The organism is Flavobacterium marginilacus (assembly GCF_026870155.1).
In the GTDB taxonomy this organism is placed as follows: Bacteria; Bacteroidota; Bacteroidia; order Flavobacteriales; family Flavobacteriaceae; genus Flavobacterium; species Flavobacterium marginilacus.
The window spans coordinates 2059656-2077600 of the sequence record NZ_CP113975.1 but is presented as its reverse complement, the minus strand read 5'-3'; the positions used below and the strand labels follow the sequence as shown (position 1 = coordinate 2077600).

The 17945-nt window shown below is 40.2% G+C and carries 7 protein-coding genes and 1 pseudogene; 2 read left to right on the top strand and 6 right to left on the bottom strand.

The window, feature by feature from the left end:
• Nucleotides 1–135: 135 nt before the first annotated feature.
• The 6 genes and pseudogenes from OZP07_RS08850 to OZP07_RS08825 all read right to left on the bottom strand — a co-directional run bounded on the left by OZP07_RS08850 (nucleotide 136) and on the right by OZP07_RS08825 (nucleotide 16255).
• Nucleotides 136–1107: a PorP/SprF family type IX secretion system membrane protein gene (locus OZP07_RS08850; protein WP_281638037.1), complete on the bottom strand. Its 972-nt coding sequence runs from the start codon at nucleotides 1105–1107 to the stop codon at nucleotides 136–138.
• Between the two features lie 51 nt (nucleotides 1108–1158).
• Nucleotides 1159–5922: an Ig-like domain-containing protein gene (locus OZP07_RS08845; protein ID WP_281638036.1), complete on the bottom strand. Its 4764-nt coding sequence runs from the start codon at nucleotides 5920–5922 to the stop codon at nucleotides 1159–1161.
• Nucleotides 5923–5991: 69 nt separating this feature from the next.
• Nucleotides 5992–7890 (bottom strand): annotated as a pseudogene (locus tag OZP07_RS22230) (Ig-like domain-containing protein); the annotation flags it as partial.
• Nucleotides 7865–11317 (bottom strand): Ig-like domain-containing protein, encoded by a 3453-nt coding sequence (locus tag OZP07_RS08835; protein WP_281638034.1) that lies wholly within the window; start codon nucleotides 11315–11317, stop codon nucleotides 7865–7867. The pseudogene OZP07_RS22230 and the gene OZP07_RS08835, both read right to left, overlap by 26 nt.
• Nucleotides 11318–12215: 898 nt before the next feature.
• Nucleotides 12216–12884 (bottom strand): response regulator, encoded by a 669-nt coding sequence (locus OZP07_RS08830; RefSeq protein ID WP_281638033.1) that lies wholly within the window; start codon nucleotides 12882–12884, stop codon nucleotides 12216–12218.
• A 1097-nt stretch (nucleotides 12885–13981) separates the two neighbouring features.
• Nucleotides 13982–16255, bottom strand: coding sequence for a M1 family metallopeptidase (locus OZP07_RS08825; RefSeq protein WP_281638032.1), 2274 nt, complete (start codon nucleotides 16253–16255; stop codon nucleotides 13982–13984).
• A 259-nt stretch (nucleotides 16256–16514) separates the two neighbouring features.
• Between OZP07_RS08825 and OZP07_RS08820 the strand changes: the two genes are divergently transcribed.
• Nucleotides 16515–17366 carry an aldose 1-epimerase family protein gene (locus OZP07_RS08820; protein ID WP_281638031.1) on the top strand — a complete coding sequence of 284 codons (852 nt, stop codon included), beginning with the start codon at nucleotides 16515–16517 and terminating at the stop codon, nucleotides 17364–17366.
• Between the two features lie 20 nt (nucleotides 17367–17386).
• Nucleotides 17387–17938 carry a GNAT family N-acetyltransferase gene (locus OZP07_RS08815; RefSeq protein ID WP_194641219.1) on the top strand — a complete coding sequence of 184 codons (552 nt, stop codon included), beginning with the start codon at nucleotides 17387–17389 and terminating at the stop codon, nucleotides 17936–17938.
• Nucleotides 17939–17945 lie beyond the last annotated feature (7 nt).

Sequence of the window (17945 nt, the reverse complement as noted above, 5' to 3'; positions counted from 1 at the left end):
CTGACCATTAATTGTCAAAATGAAATTACAATTAAAATCCGGCTTGGGTTTATAATCTGTTTCGTAAAATTTAACGAAAGCACTGACACACAACGACATCATAAGTAAAACATATATTTTCATTTTCATCTATTTTTAGAAAAATCTTAAAGACATTGTTCTTCCGTATTGATCAAACAATTCGTATCTCAAAAAAATCTCATGAGAACCAGAATTGTAGTTTGATAATCTTGTTGCATCCAAGTCATAACTATAACCTATAAACCATGAAGAACTTGCCTGAAAACCTATCATAGCACTAGCAGCGGCACTCCATCTGTAAGCAGCACCAGCTGCAAATTTTTCATTTATAAGAAAGCTTCCTGACAAATCAACTTGTAATGGTGCTCCCTGAACATATTTTGTAAGTACGGAAGGCTTGAATTTTACATCCGAACTCACTTCAAATACATGACCCGCTATCAGATACAAATTGATATTCTCTTTTGCCACATGACTACTGCTAATAGTACCTGCATACCTGTCGAAATGTTTTGTCTCTAAGAAGTTTGGAACAGACAAACCTAGATATGTGTCCTCAGAATGCAGATAGAATCCCGCCCCTATGTTTGGAGAAAACTTATTATCTATATTAGCATCGAAACTATAATCGTTTTTATCATACTTATTTAATTTATCAAAATCAATATTGAGGAAATTTGCTGAGGCCTTTAATCCAAAAGATAATTTATATGTTTCTGAAGTATTAATCGTGTACGAGAAATCAAGAGCTATATTACTTTCATCGGATGGTCCTATTTTATCATTGATAACAGACAAGCCAAATCCCATTGCTGATAAAGCAGTTGTCTCATGTGGACAAACATTACAATCATTTAATGGACCATTTGGTGCATTAATAGAAAAAGTATTGGTAACAGGTGCACCTTCTAATCCTACCCATTGCGTTCTATGTAAAGCAAAAACACTCATTGATTGTCTTGACCCTGCATATGCAGGGTTTATATTAACTGTATTATACATGTATTGAGTAAATTGAGAGTCCTGTTGGGAATAACCAGCACCCGCCACTAGTATAAAAATTATGCATAATGTCTTTTTTATCATATCTTTTTTGTTACAATCCTGAGAAATTAAATCCTAAAAAGGGTACTAAATCTATTTTCTGTTAATATATAAGTAACCTGCTTTTTCATGAGCATTTGAAGCATTATCTTTATATCTAAAAATATAATAGTAAGTCCCGACGGGTAATTCATCAAACTTATTTACTGTCACTCGCCCTTCAGATACTCCTCTAAAAGCACGATCATCATTATTATAATTTTCCCGCTCAAATACTAAGACTCCCCAGCGATTATAAACCTCCACGGCATTATCTGGATAGCATTCCAGTCCTCGGATATAGAATATATCATTATGTCCATCTCCGTTTGGAGACAATGCATTAAACACCTCAATAGAACAACCTGGAATTGTCACAATAGTTGGTTTGTCACTAAGATTATTTCCATCATCTGATAAATCTTTTACAAGAATACCGGTCGGACTTGTCCCAGATACAATTGCCTGATTGGATACACTCCCAAAATTAATATCAGCTTGAGTGATAACATATGAAGCAGTATAAGCCGTACTATTTACCATTCCTGCTTCTAAAACAGCTATAGGACTTCCTTTCATCACTAATCCTGGTAAACTAGTATCTATAACAGTGACATTTGTCAATGGTTCATTTCCTGTATTGGTTACTGAAAAATTATAGGTAATCGTTTCTCCCGCATTTGCATAGCCATCTCCATTTTCATCATTGAAGTGAGCTGTTTTCACTAAGCCGATACTAGGTCTCGCCACAAATACAGTTACTTTAGCTTCACTACAATTTGAAGAAGGATTTGCTTTTTCACAAATGCTGTATGTTAAAGTATAAATTCCTCCTGGAGTGTTTACAGGAACACTTACTATTCCTGTATCAATATCAATTAATGGAACTAAGGCACCTGGTGTTTTTGAAACTGCAGGTGTCACTACTTTTAAATCCACTAATCCAATAACTACCGGTCTGCCATTCAAAATATCAAGATTCGTTGAACTACTAGCTAATACATTACCTGCATTTGGCGTTCCTGTTGTTCCGTTTCCGTTTGATATGACATCGTCTTTCGCTTTGATTGATGGTGTATTATCATTGTCTTGAATGATTCCAACAGCTGTATCACTAATGTTACCAACTGCTCCTGTAGTTGAAGTAATTTTTACAATAAAATCCTTATTCATTTCATTTATCAAATTATCAGTTGTCTGCACATTTGCCGTTGCTGTAGTACTTCCAGCCAAGAAAGTTACGGTTACCGGTGTAGTTGTATAATCTGAATTTCCTGCTGTTCCGTTAACAAAATTCAATGTAACGGTAATATTGGTAGCCGATGGACTGCTTAATTTCACAGGGAAACTTATTATTCCGCCTTCTACAGTTGTTGCATCATCTACTGTTACATCTGGTAGCGTTTCAATAGTTATTAAAACAGAATTTGAAAAGACTGGGTTACAAACACCATTTTGAACAACAGCTCTGAAATAAGTATTTATGCTGAGATTACCAATTGTACTTCCCAACAAAGTGGTTGATGTATTCGCAATAGCTACAGGATTGATAAATCCAGCATCGTTAGATTTTTGCCATTTTACAACAGAACCAAGATTACCGCTTAATAATAAATCTGCTGGAGAAGTACCTGAAGTAATAACTTGATTAGAAGATACTGAACCACCTACAGACGACGGCGTAACCGTTACCGATACCGAAGTCCTCAAACTCTCACAGCCGTTTACCGTCTGGCTCGCGTAATAGGTGCCGGTCAGAAGCGTTTCCGATCCCGTATATAAAGTCCCCGCTGTCAGTGCCGAATACCATTTGATTCCTGCTCCTGATGCAGACAGGCCGCTTACTTTTTTAGCTTCCGAAGAACAGAAAGTCTGAGCCGATGCTGTCGGAGCTGAAGGTGACGGCGTAACCGTTACCGATACCGAAGTTCTCGCGCTCTCACAGCCGTTTACCGTCTGGCTGGCATAATAGGTACCGGTCAGAAGTGTTTCCGTTCCCGTATATAAAGTTCCGGCAGTCGGTGCTGAATACCATTTAACTGATGTGCCTGATGCAGACAGATCGCTTACTTTTTTGGCTTCCGAAGAACAGAAACTCTGAGCCGATGCTGTCGGGGCTGAAGGTGACGGTGTAATGGTTACCGATACCGAAGTCCTCGCGCTCTCACAGCCGTTTACCGTCTGGCTGGCATAATAGGTGCCGGTCAGAAGCGTTTCCGTTCCTGTATATAAAGTTCCCGCTGTCGGTGCCGAATACCATTTGATTCCTGCTCCTGATGCAGACAGGCCGCTTACCTTTTTAGCTTCCGAAGAACAGAAAATCTGAGCCGATGCTGTCGGGGCTGAAGGTGACGGCGTAACCGTTACCGATACCGAAGTCCTAGCGCTCTCACAGCCGTTTACCGTCTGGCTGGCATAATAGGTGCCGGTCAGAAGCAGTTCCGTTCCCGTATATAAAGTCCCGGCTGTCAGTGCCGAATACCATTTGATTCCTGCTCCTGATGCAGACAGATCGCTTACCTTTTTGGCTTCCGAAGAACAGAAACTCTGAGCCGATGCTGTCGGAGCTGAAGGTGACGGCGTAACCGTTACCGATACCGAAGTCCTAGCGCTCTCACAGCCGTTTACCGTCTGGCTGGCATAATAGGTGCCGGTCAGAAGCAGTTCCGTTCCTGTATATAAAGTCCCCGCTGTCGGTGCTGAATACCATTTAACTGATGTGCCTGATGCAGACAGGCCGCTTACCTTTTTAGCTTCCGAAGAACAGAAAATCTGAGCCGATGCTGTCGGGGCTGAAGGTGACGGCGTAATGGTTACCGATACCGAAGTCCTAGAACTCTCACAGCCGTTTACCGTCTGGCTCGCGTAATAGATGCCGGTTAAAAGTGTTTCCGTTCCCGTATATAAAGTTCCCGCTGTCGGCGCTGAATACCATTTAACTGATGTGCCTGATGCAGACAGGTCGCTTACCTTTTTAGCTTCCGAAGAACAGAAACTCTGAGCCGATGCTGTCGGGGCTGAAGGTGAAGGCGTAACCGTTACCGATACCGAAGTCCTAGCGCTCTCACAGCCGTTTACCGTCTGGCTGGCATAATAGTTGCCGGTTAAAAGTGTTTCCGTTCCTGTATATAAAGTTCCGGCTGTCGGCGCTGAATACCATTTAACTGATGTGCCTGATGCAGACAGATCGCTTACCTTTTTGGCTTCCGAAGAACAGAAACTCTGAGCCGATGCTGTCGGGGCTGAAGGTGAAGGCGTTACCGTTACCGATACCGAAGTCCTAGCGCTCTCACAGCCGTTTACCGTCTGGCTCGCGTAATAGATGCCGGTTAAAAGTGTTTCCGTTCCCGTATATAAAGTTCCCGCTGTCGGCGCTGAATACCATTTAACTGATGTGCCTGATGCAGACAGGTCGCTTACCTTTTTAGCTTCCGAAGAACAGAAACTCTGAGCCGATGCTGTCGGGGCTGAAGGTGACGGCGTAATGGTTACCGATACCGAAGTCCTAGAACTCTCACAGCCGTTTACCGTCTGGCTCGCGTAATAGATGCCGGTTAAAAGTGTTTCCGTTCCCGTATATAAAGTTCCCGCTGTCGGCGCTGAATACCATTTAACTGATGTGCCTGATGCAGACAGGTCGCTTACCTTTTTAGCTTCCGAAGAACAGAAACTCTGAGCCGATGCTGTCGGGGCTGAAGGTGACGGCGTAATGGTTACCGATACCGAAGTCCTAGAACTCTCACAGCCGTTTACCGTCTGGCTCGCATAATAGGTACCGGTTAAAAGCAGTTCCGTTCCTGTATATAAAGTTCCGGCAGTCAGTGCCGAATACCATTTGATTCCTGCTCCTGATGCAGACAGGCCGCTTACTTTTTTAGCTTCCGAAGAACAGAAAATCTGAGCCGATGCTGTCGGAGCTGAAGGTGACGGCGTAACCGTTACCGATACCGAAGTCCTAGCGCTCTCACAGCCGTTTACCGTCTGGCTCGCATAATAGGTGCCGGTTAAAAGCAGTTCCGTTCCTGTATATAAAGTTCCGGCAGTCAGTGCCGAATACCATTTGATTCCTGCTCCTGATGCAGACAGGCCGCTTACTTTTTTAGCTTCCGAAGAACAGAAAATCTGAGCCGATACTGTCGGCAAAGCCGGTGACGGTGTAACCGTTACCGATACCAAAGTCCTCGCGCTCTCACAGCCGTTTACCGTCTGGCTGGCATAATAGGTGCCGGTTAAAAGTGTTTCTGCTCCTGTATATAAAGTTCCCGCTGTCGGTGCTGAATACCATTTGATTCCTGCTCCTGATGCAGACAGGTCGCTTACCTTTTTGGCTTCCGAAGAACAGAAAATCTGAGCCGATGCTGTCGGGGCTGTTGGACTTGTATTCACTGTGACAGCCACCAAAGTCCTAGAACTCTCACAGCCGTTTACCGTCTGGCTGGCATAATAGTTGCCGGTTAAAAGTGTTTCCGTTCCTGTATATAAAGTTCCGGCTGTCGGCGCTGAATACCATTTAACTGATGTGCCTGATGCAGACAGATCGCTTACCTTTTTGGCTTCCGAAGAACAGAAACTCTGAGCCGATACTGTCGGCAAAGCCGGTGAAGGTGTAACCGTTACCGATACCGAAGTCCTAGAACTCTCACAGCCGTTTACCGTCTGGCTGGCATAATAGGTGCCGGTCAGAAGCGTTTCTGCTCCCGTATATAAAGTTCCGGCTGTCGGTGCTGAATACCATTTAACTGACGTGCCTGATGCAGACAGGTCGCTTACTTTTTTAGCTTCCGAAGAACAGAAAATCTGAGCCGATGCTGTCGGCAAAGCCGGTGACGGCGTAACCGTTACCGATACCGAAGTCCTCGCGCTCTCACAGCCGTTTACCGTCTGGCTCGCGTAATAGATGCCGGTTAAAAGTGTTTCCGTTCCCGTATATAAAGTTCCCGCTGTCGGCGCTGAATACCATTTAACTGATGTGCCTGATGCAGACAGGTCGCTTACCTTTTTAGCTTCCGAAGAACAGAAAATCTGAGCCGATGCTGTCGGGGCTGAAGGTGACGGCGTAATGGTTACCGATACCGAAGTCCTAGAACTCTCACAGCCGTTTACCGTCTGGCTCGCGTAATAGATGCCGGTTAAAAGTGTTTCCGTTCCCGTATATAAAGTTCCCGCTGTCGGCGCTGAATACCATTTAACTGATGTGCCTGATGCAGACAGGTCGCTTACCTTTTTAGCTTCCGAAGAACAGAAACTCTGAGCCGATGCTGTCGGGGCTGAAGGTGAAGGCGTAACCGTTACCGATACCGAAGTCCTAGCGCTCTCACAGCCGTTTACCGTCTGGCTGGCATAATAGTTGCCGGTTAAAAGTGTTTCCGTTCCTGTATATAAAGTTCCGGCTGTCGGCGCTGAATACCATTTAACTGATGTGCCTGATGCAGACAGATCGCTTACCTTTTTGGCTTCCGAAGAACAGAAACTCTGAGCCGATGCTGTCGGGGCTGAAGGTGACGGTGTAATGGTTACCGATACCGAAGTTCTCGCGCTCTCACAGCCGTTTACCGTCTGGCTGGCATAATAGGTACCGGTCAGAAGTGTTTCCGTTCCCGTATATAAAGTTCCGGCAGTCGGTGCTGAATACCATTTAACTGATGTGCCTGATGCAGACAGATCGCTTACTTTTTTGGCTTCCGAAGAACAGAAACTCTGAGCCGATGCTGTCGGGGCTGAAGGTGACGGTGTAATGGTTACCGATACCGAAGTCCTCGCGCTCTCACAGCCGTTTACCGTCTGGCTGGCATAATAGGTGCCGGTCAGAAGCGTTTCCGTTCCTGTATATAAAGTTCCCGCTGTCGGTGCCGAATACCATTTGATTCCTGCTCCTGATGCAGACAGACCGCTTACCTTTTTAGCTTCCGAAGAACAGAAAATCTGAGCCGATGCTGTCGGGGCTGAAGGTGACGGCGTAACCGTTACCGATACCGAAGTCCTAGCGCTCTCACAGCCGTTTACCGTCTGGCTGGCATAATAGGTGCCGGTCAGAAGCAGTTCCGTTCCCGTATATAAAGTCCCGGCTGTCAGTGCCGAATACCATTTGATTCCTGCTCCTGATGCAGACAGATCGCTTACCTTTTTGGCTTCCGAAGAACAGAAACTCTGAGCCGATGCTGTCGGAGCTGAAGGTGACGGCGTAACCGTTACCGATACCGAAGTCCTAGCGCTCTCACAGCCGTTTACCGTCTGGCTGGCATAATAGGTGCCGGTCAGAAGCAGTTCCGTTCCTGTATATAAAGTCCCCGCTGTCGGTGCTGAATACCATTTAACTGATGTGCCTGATGCAGACAGATCGCTTACCTTTTTGGCTTCCGAAGAACAGAAACTCTGAGCCGATGCTGTCGGGGCTGAAGGTGACGGCGTAACCGTTACCGATACCGAAGTCCTAGCGCTCTCACAGCCGTTTACCGTCTGGCTGGCATAATAGGTGCCGGTCAGAAGCAGTTCCGTTCCCGTATATAAAGTCCCGGCTGTCAGTGCCGAATACCATTTGATTCCTGCTCCTGATGCAGACAGATCGCTTACCTTTTTGGCTTCCGAAGAACAGAAACTCTGAGCCGATGCTGTCGGAGCTGAAGGTGACGGCGTAACCGTTACCGATACCGAAGTCCTAGCGCTCTCACAGCCGTTTACCGTCTGGCTGGCATAATAGGTGCCGGTCAGAAGCAGTTCCGTTCCTGTATATAAAGTCCCCGCTGTCGGTGCTGAATACCATTTAACTGATGTGCCTGATGCAGACAGTGCCGCTTACCTTTTTAGCTTCCGAAGAACAGAAAATCTGAGCCGATGCTGTCGGGGCTGAAGGTGACGGCGTAATGGTTACCGATACCGAAGTCCTAGAACTCTCACAGCCGTTTACCGTCTGGCTCGCGTAATAGATGCCGGTTAAAAGTGTTTCCGTTCCCGTATATAAAGTTCCCGCTGTCGGCGCTGAATACCATTTAACTGATGTGCCTGATGCAGACAGGTCGCTTACCTTTTTAGCTTCCGAAGAACAGAAACTCTGAGCCGATGCTGTCGGGGCTGAAGGTGAAGGCGTAACCGTTACCGATACCGAAGTCCTAGCGCTCTCACAGCCGTTTACCGTCTGGCTGGCATAATAGTTGCCGGTTAAAAGTGTTTCCGTTCCTGTATATAAAGTTCCGGCTGTCGGCGCTGAATACCATTTAACTGATGTGCCTGATGCAGACAGATCGCTTACCTTTTTGGCTTCCGAAGAACAGAAACTCTGAGCCGATGCTGTCGGGGCTGAAGGTGAAGGCGTTACCGTTACCGATACCGAAGTCCTAGCGCTCTCACAGCCGTTTACCGTCTGGCTCGCGTAATAGATGCCGGTTAAAAGTGTTTCCGTTCCCGTATATAAAGTTCCCGCTGTCGGCGCTGAATACCATTTAACTGATGTGCCTGATGCAGACAGGTCGCTTACCTTTTTAGCTTCCGAAGAACAGAAACTCTGAGCCGATGCTGTCGGGGCTGAAGGTGACGGCGTAATGGTTACCGATACCGAAGTCCTAGAACTCTCACAGCCGTTTACCGTCTGGCTCGCGTAATAGATGCCGGTTAAAAGTGTTTCCGTTCCCGTATATAAAGTTCCCGCTGTCGGCGCTGAATACCATTTAACTGATGTGCCTGATGCAGACAGGTCGCTTACCTTTTTAGCTTCCGAAGAACAGAAACTCTGAGCCGATGCTGTCGGGGCTGAAGGTGACGGCGTAATGGTTACCGATACCGAAGTCCTAGAACTCTCACAGCCGTTTACCGTCTGGCTCGCATAATAGGTACCGGTTAAAAGCAGTTCCGTTCCTGTATATAAAGTTCCGGCAGTCAGTGCCGAATACCATTTGATTCCTGCTCCTGATGCAGACAGGCCGCTTACTTTTTTAGCTTCCGAAGAACAGAAAATCTGAGCCGATGCTGTCGGAGCTGAAGGTGACGGCGTAACCGTTACCGATACCGAAGTCCTAGCGCTCTCACAGCCGTTTACCGTCTGGCTCGCATAATAGGTGCCGGTTAAAAGCAGTTCCGTTCCTGTATATAAAGTTCCGGCAGTCAGTGCCGAATACCATTTGATTCCTGCTCCTGATGCAGACAGGCCGCTTACTTTTTTAGCTTCCGAAGAACAGAAAATCTGAGCCGATGCTGTCGGAGCTGAAGGTGACGGCGTAACCGTTACCGATACCGAAGTCCTAGAACTCTCACAGCCGTTTACCGTCTGGCTCGCATAATAGGTGCCGGTCAGAAGTGTTTCCGATCCTGTATATAAAGTTCCTGCAGTCAGCGCTGAATACCATTTGATTCCTGCTCCTGATGCAGACAGGTCGCTTACCTTTTTAGCTTCCGAAGAACAGAAACTCTGGGACGATGCTGTCGGGGCTGTTGGAGTTGTATTCACTGTGACAGCCACCAAAGTCCTAGAACTCTCACCACAGCCACTTACTGTCTGGCTCGCGTAATAGTTGCCGGTTAAAAGTGTTTCCGTTCCTGTATATAAAGTCCCCGCTGTCGGTGCTGAATACCATTTGATCCCTGTTCCTGATACCAAGAGATCGCTTACTTTTTTGGCTTCCGAAGAACAAAAACTCTGAGCCGATGCTGTCGGGGCTGAAGGCAATGCAGTGATAGCAATAACTACACTTTCGGTAAATTCACACCCACTTCCAGTAGTAATTTTTAAAGAATATGTACCTGCATTAACAAGTTGGGCATTTGAAATGGTTGGAGATTTTAAAGACGAAGTAAATCCGTTTGGACCAGTCCAAGCATATGTAGCCGCACCATTAACGCCCGTTAACGATACTGTACTGCCTTGACAAACTGGAGATGATACTGATGAAATAACTGACTGCGTGATATCAACCCAATGATCCTCCACCTCACCATCAATTGCGAGTCCTGTTGGAGCAAGTGACAAATCAGTAGATAATCTAATGCGAGTATAAAAATTTGTTCCATTATTTAACCCCTTAATCGATGATAATGGAACTGTTACATTGCCATTGGTTCCTACAGACACATTTTTTGTTGCTAACTCATTGCTGTCAAATACACCATTCCTATTTGCATCAATCCACACATATAATTTAGCTGCCGTGGCAGTTGTATTTTTAACATTAATTGTTGCTGAACAAGTCGACCAAGTAAAATTCATACTCGCATCTTCATCATCACTACCACCAAGATCATCACCATTTGGGATTGCTCCTGCAACGGCATTATATCCTGTGCCCTCTGCATCTATATCAGTACCAATTAATAACAAAGGATCTACTAATACAGCTCTATCTGTATCTAAAACATTGGTTGTTGTGCTTAAATCTTTATTTCCATCTGGAAAATTCCCACCTGTAAAGGCTGAATTAATAATATGATAGGCTGAACCATAAGAAACTGGCGCATCAGAAAAATCTAATTCTTCAAAAACACCAATTGCAACATGCTGTCCACCAGGGGCGGCTAATTCTACATCAATATAGGGTACATCTTCCGCAAGTAAAAGGGCATCACCCCTGCTTTCACCAGTAGCAGGATTGGTTCCTCTAATAGTCCTTCCTGAATTAGATACAATTAACCTAGTACTCATATTTGACCAAGTATTATTTTTTATATACTTGTCTAAATAACGCAGCACTGGTGAAGTAACAGGGACTGACAGTTGATAATACTCTGAAGAACTTGACATACTTTCCGAACCAGCAATAGCTAATCCAGCAGCATTTTTTACAGTCCCAGATGGCAATGTTGCCGTAACTGTAATTCTAAAATTCACCTTGTTACCAGATCCTAGCCCTCCAGTTATCTTATTTGAGAGACCAATCATTTTTGTGCTATTAGAACTAAATCCACCATAACCAAATGGTATATTATTTCCGGTATAACTATCAATATTTGCACTTGAAAATGTACCTGGTGAAATTGTTTGAACAATATTAGATATAGTAACCTTATACACTATCCCAGAAGGACTTGTGAAAGTCCTTACTATACCGTTTGTAATAAGATCACCTTGCATTAAATCGGAATTTAAATCCCAATTAATCCAATAAATCTTATCTTTATACAAACCAGTTCCGGTAGTGGCCCTTGAAGCCGATTGTGCCAATCCAATGGCATACATCATAAATAAAGTAAGAAAGAACAAGTACTTAGTAGGAAAGTATTTTTTTCTCATAAATTAAGCTTTTTTAATTCATTTAGCTGTTACGCTAATTCACTAATTGATATTATATACTTTTTAATATAATATCAATTTCATTCATAAACTTTGATCAGCTTGGGGCTGTATAAAACATAAAAAAACATGAATGTTTTTTGGTTAGAATCAAATAAAAATATTATTCAAGACTCATCCTCCATAATAATTACTAAGGAAAGATCATGTAAAATAGCTTTCTATGATTTTATTTCTTTTCTATATATTTTTAAAAACAATCTTAGAAAAACTAAATTTTGATGATAAACACAAATGCTTTTGTGCGAAAATAGTAGTAATATTTTTCTACAGATTACGGATTTTTTTAATAAAAATTACGGACTTATGCAGGCGCATATATGTTGCTTATAATAATTCTATCGAAATAAAAAATGCAATCTCCTAATCTGTAATTATCAGAATAATAATTTCATCTAAAACAATTATTTTAAGACAGAAACCTGCCTAGCTGTGTTAAAAATACAGTCAGTAAAAAATTGTAAGTCAGCCAAATGTTTATACTTAGTTCATTTAAATCAAAATAAATCACTGACTATTAATGATTTTAACTTGAAGCAAAGGGTTTTAAAATGCAGTCGAGAACTTTTTATACAGCTATGTGAAACAGAAAGAATAGAGATTTTTAAAGAAAATGTAAGTACAGATCATGCTCTTTATAGAATTCATCAAAGCAAATTGAGTTCAATTTCAGAAAGTTTTAAAGATTCTAACTCCATCTTCAATTGAATGAAAAGAGGGATTTAAGCCACCTCACTTTGAGTGCAGAATTATTTGGTTTCAGAATTTCAGGAATAAAATATTGCTGCCGTTTTTTTAAACTATCATTTAATACTGAATAATGTTTAAACAGCTTGAATTAAAGCAATCCATTTTTTTTTGCTTTACTAATTAAATCTTTATCACTGCCTTTTCTTTCTAAAAGCTGATCTTTTATGTTAGCTTTTCTTTTCTCTATTGCACTCATAGATAGCGGGATGTAATTTGGGAGATTAACTGTTTTAACACCCTGAGAAATTAAGATTAATATCTCATTATCATAAATATCCCAATTTATATTTTTTTTAAATATCTCTTTTTGTGATTCCATGATTCCTTTACTTTGATATATACTTCCATCTATAATTTTTTTTAAAATAAATCTAAATGATTCAGAAGTTATATCATTTTTAGATAAGAATCCTTCAGGCTTAATTTTTTTTATGATGCTGTCTACGGTTATCGGTTCACTATACATTGTAATAATTATTATTTTGCAATCTGTAAACTTTTCTCTAATCAGTAAAGCCAAATCTATACCGCTATTTATATTAAAATCTTTATAAGGAGGAAGATTAATATCTAATAAAGCTAAATTAATATTTACATCTCTTTCTAGATTTAAAAAAATTTTATTGTAGGCATCTTCACAATTATAACTCTTTATAAAATTTGGTTTTCTTTTTTGAAAATCAGTTTCTGATATTAGATTAATATAGCCGTCTACAATTATCGGAAGATCATCAACAAGTAAAATTTCATAATCCATAATTTATAAAGTGATTTATTATTAATAAATTAAAAACAACGAGTTATTCCCAACTATACCTTATTTTCAAACAAAATATTTAGGTGCAAAGTAATATTAAGTAAAAAAGAATCAATAGGGGCAAAATGAGAAAATTAAGAGGTCAAATTCGCAATCGTTTTTTCTCAAAAAAACGATAAACATAAAATTACGAGCTACTTTTTATATCAAAATAATCAATCTCATTTTGCTTCTTCAAACTTGATATTTCAATAGGAAGGAATTTATTGTCTTGATCCAGATTTCATAATCATTAGCCACTATCATACAATATTTGGCTTTGAAGTCTTCATTAATTATCTATTCTCGATTTTATAGATGTGATTTTATATTGCCTGCCACTAAAATATTCCCATGATTTAACATTATAATATCTATTTAATTTATTATGACTATCCGTAACTCATACCAAGAGTCTAAATATTGAAATACCCTTTGACCTTTGCGTGAAATTGGGCTCGCAAAGGCGCAGAGGTGCAAAGAACATAAAGGATAAAGTTTTTGAAAAACATTCAAAACTAATTTATTCTGTGAAATAGTACTAGTCACGGATAGTCATATAATTTATAAATCAAATTATAATTTTATTATTATTTCCAGCTTTAGTAACAACAAATATAACTTACCAGTTGTTTTTTTATTTATTCAAAAACGACCTTTTATTATTCAAAAACGGTATTGTATATTTTATATCATTATGTCTAACAATACTTTATTCTTTTTTTTAATTATGACATATTGATATGGTGTCATACTGTAAATCTGCTAAATAAGCTATACATGACACGTCATTGTAGAAAACTTTTCTAAAGTCTATAATATTTTGACCTGTAAACAACTTCATTTCTCGTGTTTTAAAGACTTAAAGACGCAGAAATTATAGAGCCTGTTTAATTTGTGCAGAATAAATTTGTGCAAGGTGGAAGCAGATTTAACATAACTGCAATCCAGAAAACAAAAAAACCGTTTAAATAAACTGTTCCCAAATAGTATCTGACTTTTTGGTGCAGTTCATTTAAACGGCTTCATTATAAGACTTTAACAACAAAGAGTCTTTTTTAATCTCTCGTAAAAGACAATTTTTGGTTGGAGCTGATAATCATCTCAAATCCGTTTTTAGCTTCGTTAAACTGGAATGTAACGCCCGCCTCTTTAGATTCAAATGTATCTTTTCCAATTAGTGTCAGTGAAAATTTAGGATAGTCCGTGATTTCTGCGTACAGCACACTGTTTTTTTCAGTAAACTCAATTTTTAATGGAGCTGCTTTGGTAGAAAACTTCCCTAAGTAAGCATCCAGAATAATATCTTTTTCAATTACCCCTTTATCAGATTTCCATGTATTATTGCTTTCATTTACATCTGGAAATACGTGACCCGGATCTATAACAATGCTTTCAATTTCTTCAGTCGTATCTGCCTTGAAAGACCAGCTGGTGTTGCGCTGCCAGATTTCAACAGGCAGGTTGACACGGCTGACTTTACCGCTTTTGGTTTTTATGTCCAAAATCACAGGCATTGGCATTTTTTCAAGATTCTCAATAGTAATTACCGCACCTTTGCTTGGATCATTTTTTACATATTTAACAGAATTTACACCTTGATCCAGACGCCAGTTATTAACAAACCAGCTTTTCCAAAACCAGCCTAAATCCTCACCGGCAACATTCTCTATGGTTCTAAAAAAATCATCCGGAGCCGGATGTTTAAAAGCCCAGCGTTCTACATAAGTTCTAAAAGCCAGATCAAAACGCTCTGGTCCTAATATTTGTTCTCTCAGCATTATCAGCCCTGCACTTGGTTTGAAATAACACAAAAGTCCAATATTTCTTTCCTTCATATTATCCGGTGAACTCATAATAGGTTCGTTACTTGGACTGGTAAAATAATCCGCATTTTTATGAAGATCGGTTACTTTGCTTTTATATTCGCCATTATTGAAATCAGCCGAACTTAACGAATTGATAAAAGTATTAAATCCTTCATCCATCCATCCAAATAAGCGTTCGTTAGATCCTACAATCATTGGAAACCAGCCATGGCCAAATTCATGGTCTGTAACTCCCCATAAATCCTCTCCTTTTGATTCCCAGCTGCAGAAAACAATGCCCGGATATTCCATACCGCCTTCATTTCCTGCCACATTGGTAGCCACTGGATAAGGATATTCAAACCATCTTTTAGAATAATTTTCAATCGAAGCTTTGGTATATTCGGTAGAACGTCCCCAGGCTTCATTTCCTTGACTTTCTACAGGATAAGCGGATAACGCAAGTGATTTTTGACCGCTTGGCAGATTAATTCGGGCTCCGTCCAATATAAATGCCGGCGAAGATGCCCAGGAAAGGTCTCTTGAATTCTTAATTTTAAAATGCCATGTCTTTTCAGAAGCGGTTCCTGCTTTTGATGCACTGGCTGCGACTTCTTCGGCAGTACGGATAAATACTGTTTTTTCACTTTGTTTAGCCTGAGCAAGCCTTTTTTGTTCAGTGGCAGTATATACCGCAGCTGGATTTAACAGCTCGCCTGAACAAACCACTATATGATTGGAAGGTACTGTAATATTAACATCAAAATCACCGTATTCTAAATAAAATTCAGATGCTCCCAAATAAGGATTCGTATTCCATCCTCTTAAATCGTCATACACGCACATACGCGGATACCATTGTGCCATGGTGAAGATCTTACCGTTTTTAGTTTCCAGAACCCCCATTCTGTCTGAACCTTCTTTTGGAGAGATAAAAGAGAAATCAATTTTAATTTTTACAGTTCCTCCTTTTGGTTTCAAATCATCTGGAAGGAAAACCTGCATTCTGGTATCTGTAATAATGAACTTAGCTTCTTTCTCAACCGATTTTCCTTTACTTGTGCTGACGATTTTAACAGATTTAATTTTGTGTCCTCCGTCAAAAATTTCACCTCTAGCTCCGTTACGGCTTCCGTCAAGCGGTATAAGTGCATTTCCTCTGGAATCGGCTTTGAATAAATTCTGATCTAAATGCATCCAGACAAAAGACAGTTTATCATTACTGTTATTAGTATAGGTTACAATGTCTGTACCAGTAATTTCATTTGTCTTTTCGTTTAATTTCGCAGTCAATTTATAGTCTGCTCTGTTCTGCCAGTATCCATAACCTGGTTCACCGCTTGCGGATCGGGTTGCTGTGGCATCTTTTGTATAAAAAAACGGCCCAAAAGCATCATTATAATTATACTTTGAGACAGGAACGGTATTTGCAGTTCCTGCTGCGGGAGTTTCCTGGCTCCATGCGGCATTAAATACAATTAATAAAGCCATTTGAAGTAAGGCTCCAAAACGATTGTTTTTCATATGTAGGTAGTTATTGTTTTTTATTGAATTTGTATTTAGCGGTGAAATAGTATCCAAAAGCACTTTTCTTATCTATTTTGTATATATTTCATGTTTTTTATCATTCTAAAACAAATTAATGGAAAAAAAATTGATTTTCAAGTTAAAATTAAGAATTTGATTGATTTTAGCTTCAAATAAATTCTCGTTTCCCTTCTTTAAATAAGAATTATAAAATACCTTTACAATAACATTTTAACTATTAAAAACAACCATAATTGTGACTACAGCTATATCAAACGCCATTTTAACTGCAGAAATAAAACATACAGGAGCTGAATTATGCTCTTTGAAAGACAATTTAAACAAAGAATACATTTGGAATGGAAATCCAGAATTTTGGGGAAAGCACTCCCCTGTTTTATTCCCAATTGTAGGCACTTTAAAAAACAATACTTATCAGTACAGCAATACTGACTACCATTTGTCCCGTCACGGTTTTGCGCGCGAAATGGAATTTGAATTGATTGATAAGCATGAAAACAGCGTTACTTTTTCATTAGCCGCTACTCCGGAAACCAAAGAAAAATATCCTTTTGATTTTGATCTGCATTTAGTTTACACGCTGGAGAACAAAACATTGAAAATTGAATACAAAGTATTTAATAACGAAAAATCTAAAATGCCGTTTTCTATTGGTGCGCATCCTGCATTTGATTTGCCTAATGATTTTAAAAATTACTCTTTAGCATTCGAAAAAGAAGATTCTTTGAACTATTATTTATTGGAAGACGGTTTGATTTCGAATACAACAAATGAAGTAGCGCTAGACAAAAATGAATTGCATTTAAATTATGATTTATTTGCAAATGATGCTTTAGTTTTTAAAAACATAATATCCAAATCGGTTACTATTTTAGAGAATTCTAAGCCGTTTTTGAAAGTAAGTTTTTCTGATTTTCCGGACTTAGGAATTTGGACACCGCCAAATGCACCATTTATATGCATTGAACCATGGTTCGGTTATTCGGACACTGTAGACAAATCTGGTGCGCTTTTGGACAAAGAAGGAATTCAGGTTTTGGACGCAGATGAAACTTTCCACGCTGCTTTCAGTATTGAGATTTTATAAAACAATTAAAAACAGAGAGTATGCTTGAAGTCAATTTTTTACCTTTTCCAGTATTAAAAACGGAGCGATTAGTATTGCGTCGGGTAATAGAAAATGATGCCGAAGCTATTTTGGCTCTGCGTTCAAACGACGAAGTTATGAAATACATTCCAAGGCCATATCTTAAAAATAAAGAAGACGCTCTGGAGCTTATTGCCATGTTTGATGACAAAATTGAAAATGGCATCGGCATCAACTGGGGAATAGCATTCCTGGACAAACCTGAAAAAATTATTGGAATCATTGGTCATTACCGGATGAAACCAGAACACTACAGAGCCGAAGTGGGCTACATGCTCTTTCCTGAATACAATGGGAAAGGAATTATTTCGGAAGCACTGCGGAGAGTAGTTGATTATGGGTTTAAAGATATGAAGCTGCATTCTATAGAAGCTATTTTGGATCCTGAAAACACAGGTTCAGAAAAAGTTTTACTTAAAAATGGTTTTATAAAAGAAGCTCATTTAATTGAAAATGAATTTTACGAAGGGCGATTTCTAGACAGCATGATTTATTCTAAATTGAATAAATAATTTTGAA

Bases quoted from the DNA above. Each gene is read 5' to 3' on its own strand.
- OZP07_RS08850 (WP_281638037.1), bottom strand. From the start codon at position 1,107: ATGATAAAAAAGACATTATGCATAATTTTTATACTAGTGGCGGGTGCT.
- OZP07_RS08835 (WP_281638034.1), bottom strand. From the start codon at position 11,317: ATGAGAAAAAAATACTTTCCTACTAAGTACTTGTTCTTTCTTACTTTA.
- OZP07_RS08830 (WP_281638033.1), bottom strand. From the start codon at position 12,884: ATGGATTATGAAATTTTACTTGTTGATGATCTTCCGATAATTGTAGAC.
- OZP07_RS08825 (WP_281638032.1), bottom strand. From the start codon at position 16,255: ATGAAAAACAATCGTTTTGGAGCCTTACTTCAAATGGCTTTATTAATT.
- OZP07_RS08815 (WP_194641219.1), top strand. From the start codon at position 17,387: ATGCTTGAAGTCAATTTTTTACCTTTTCCAGTATTAAAAACGGAGCGA.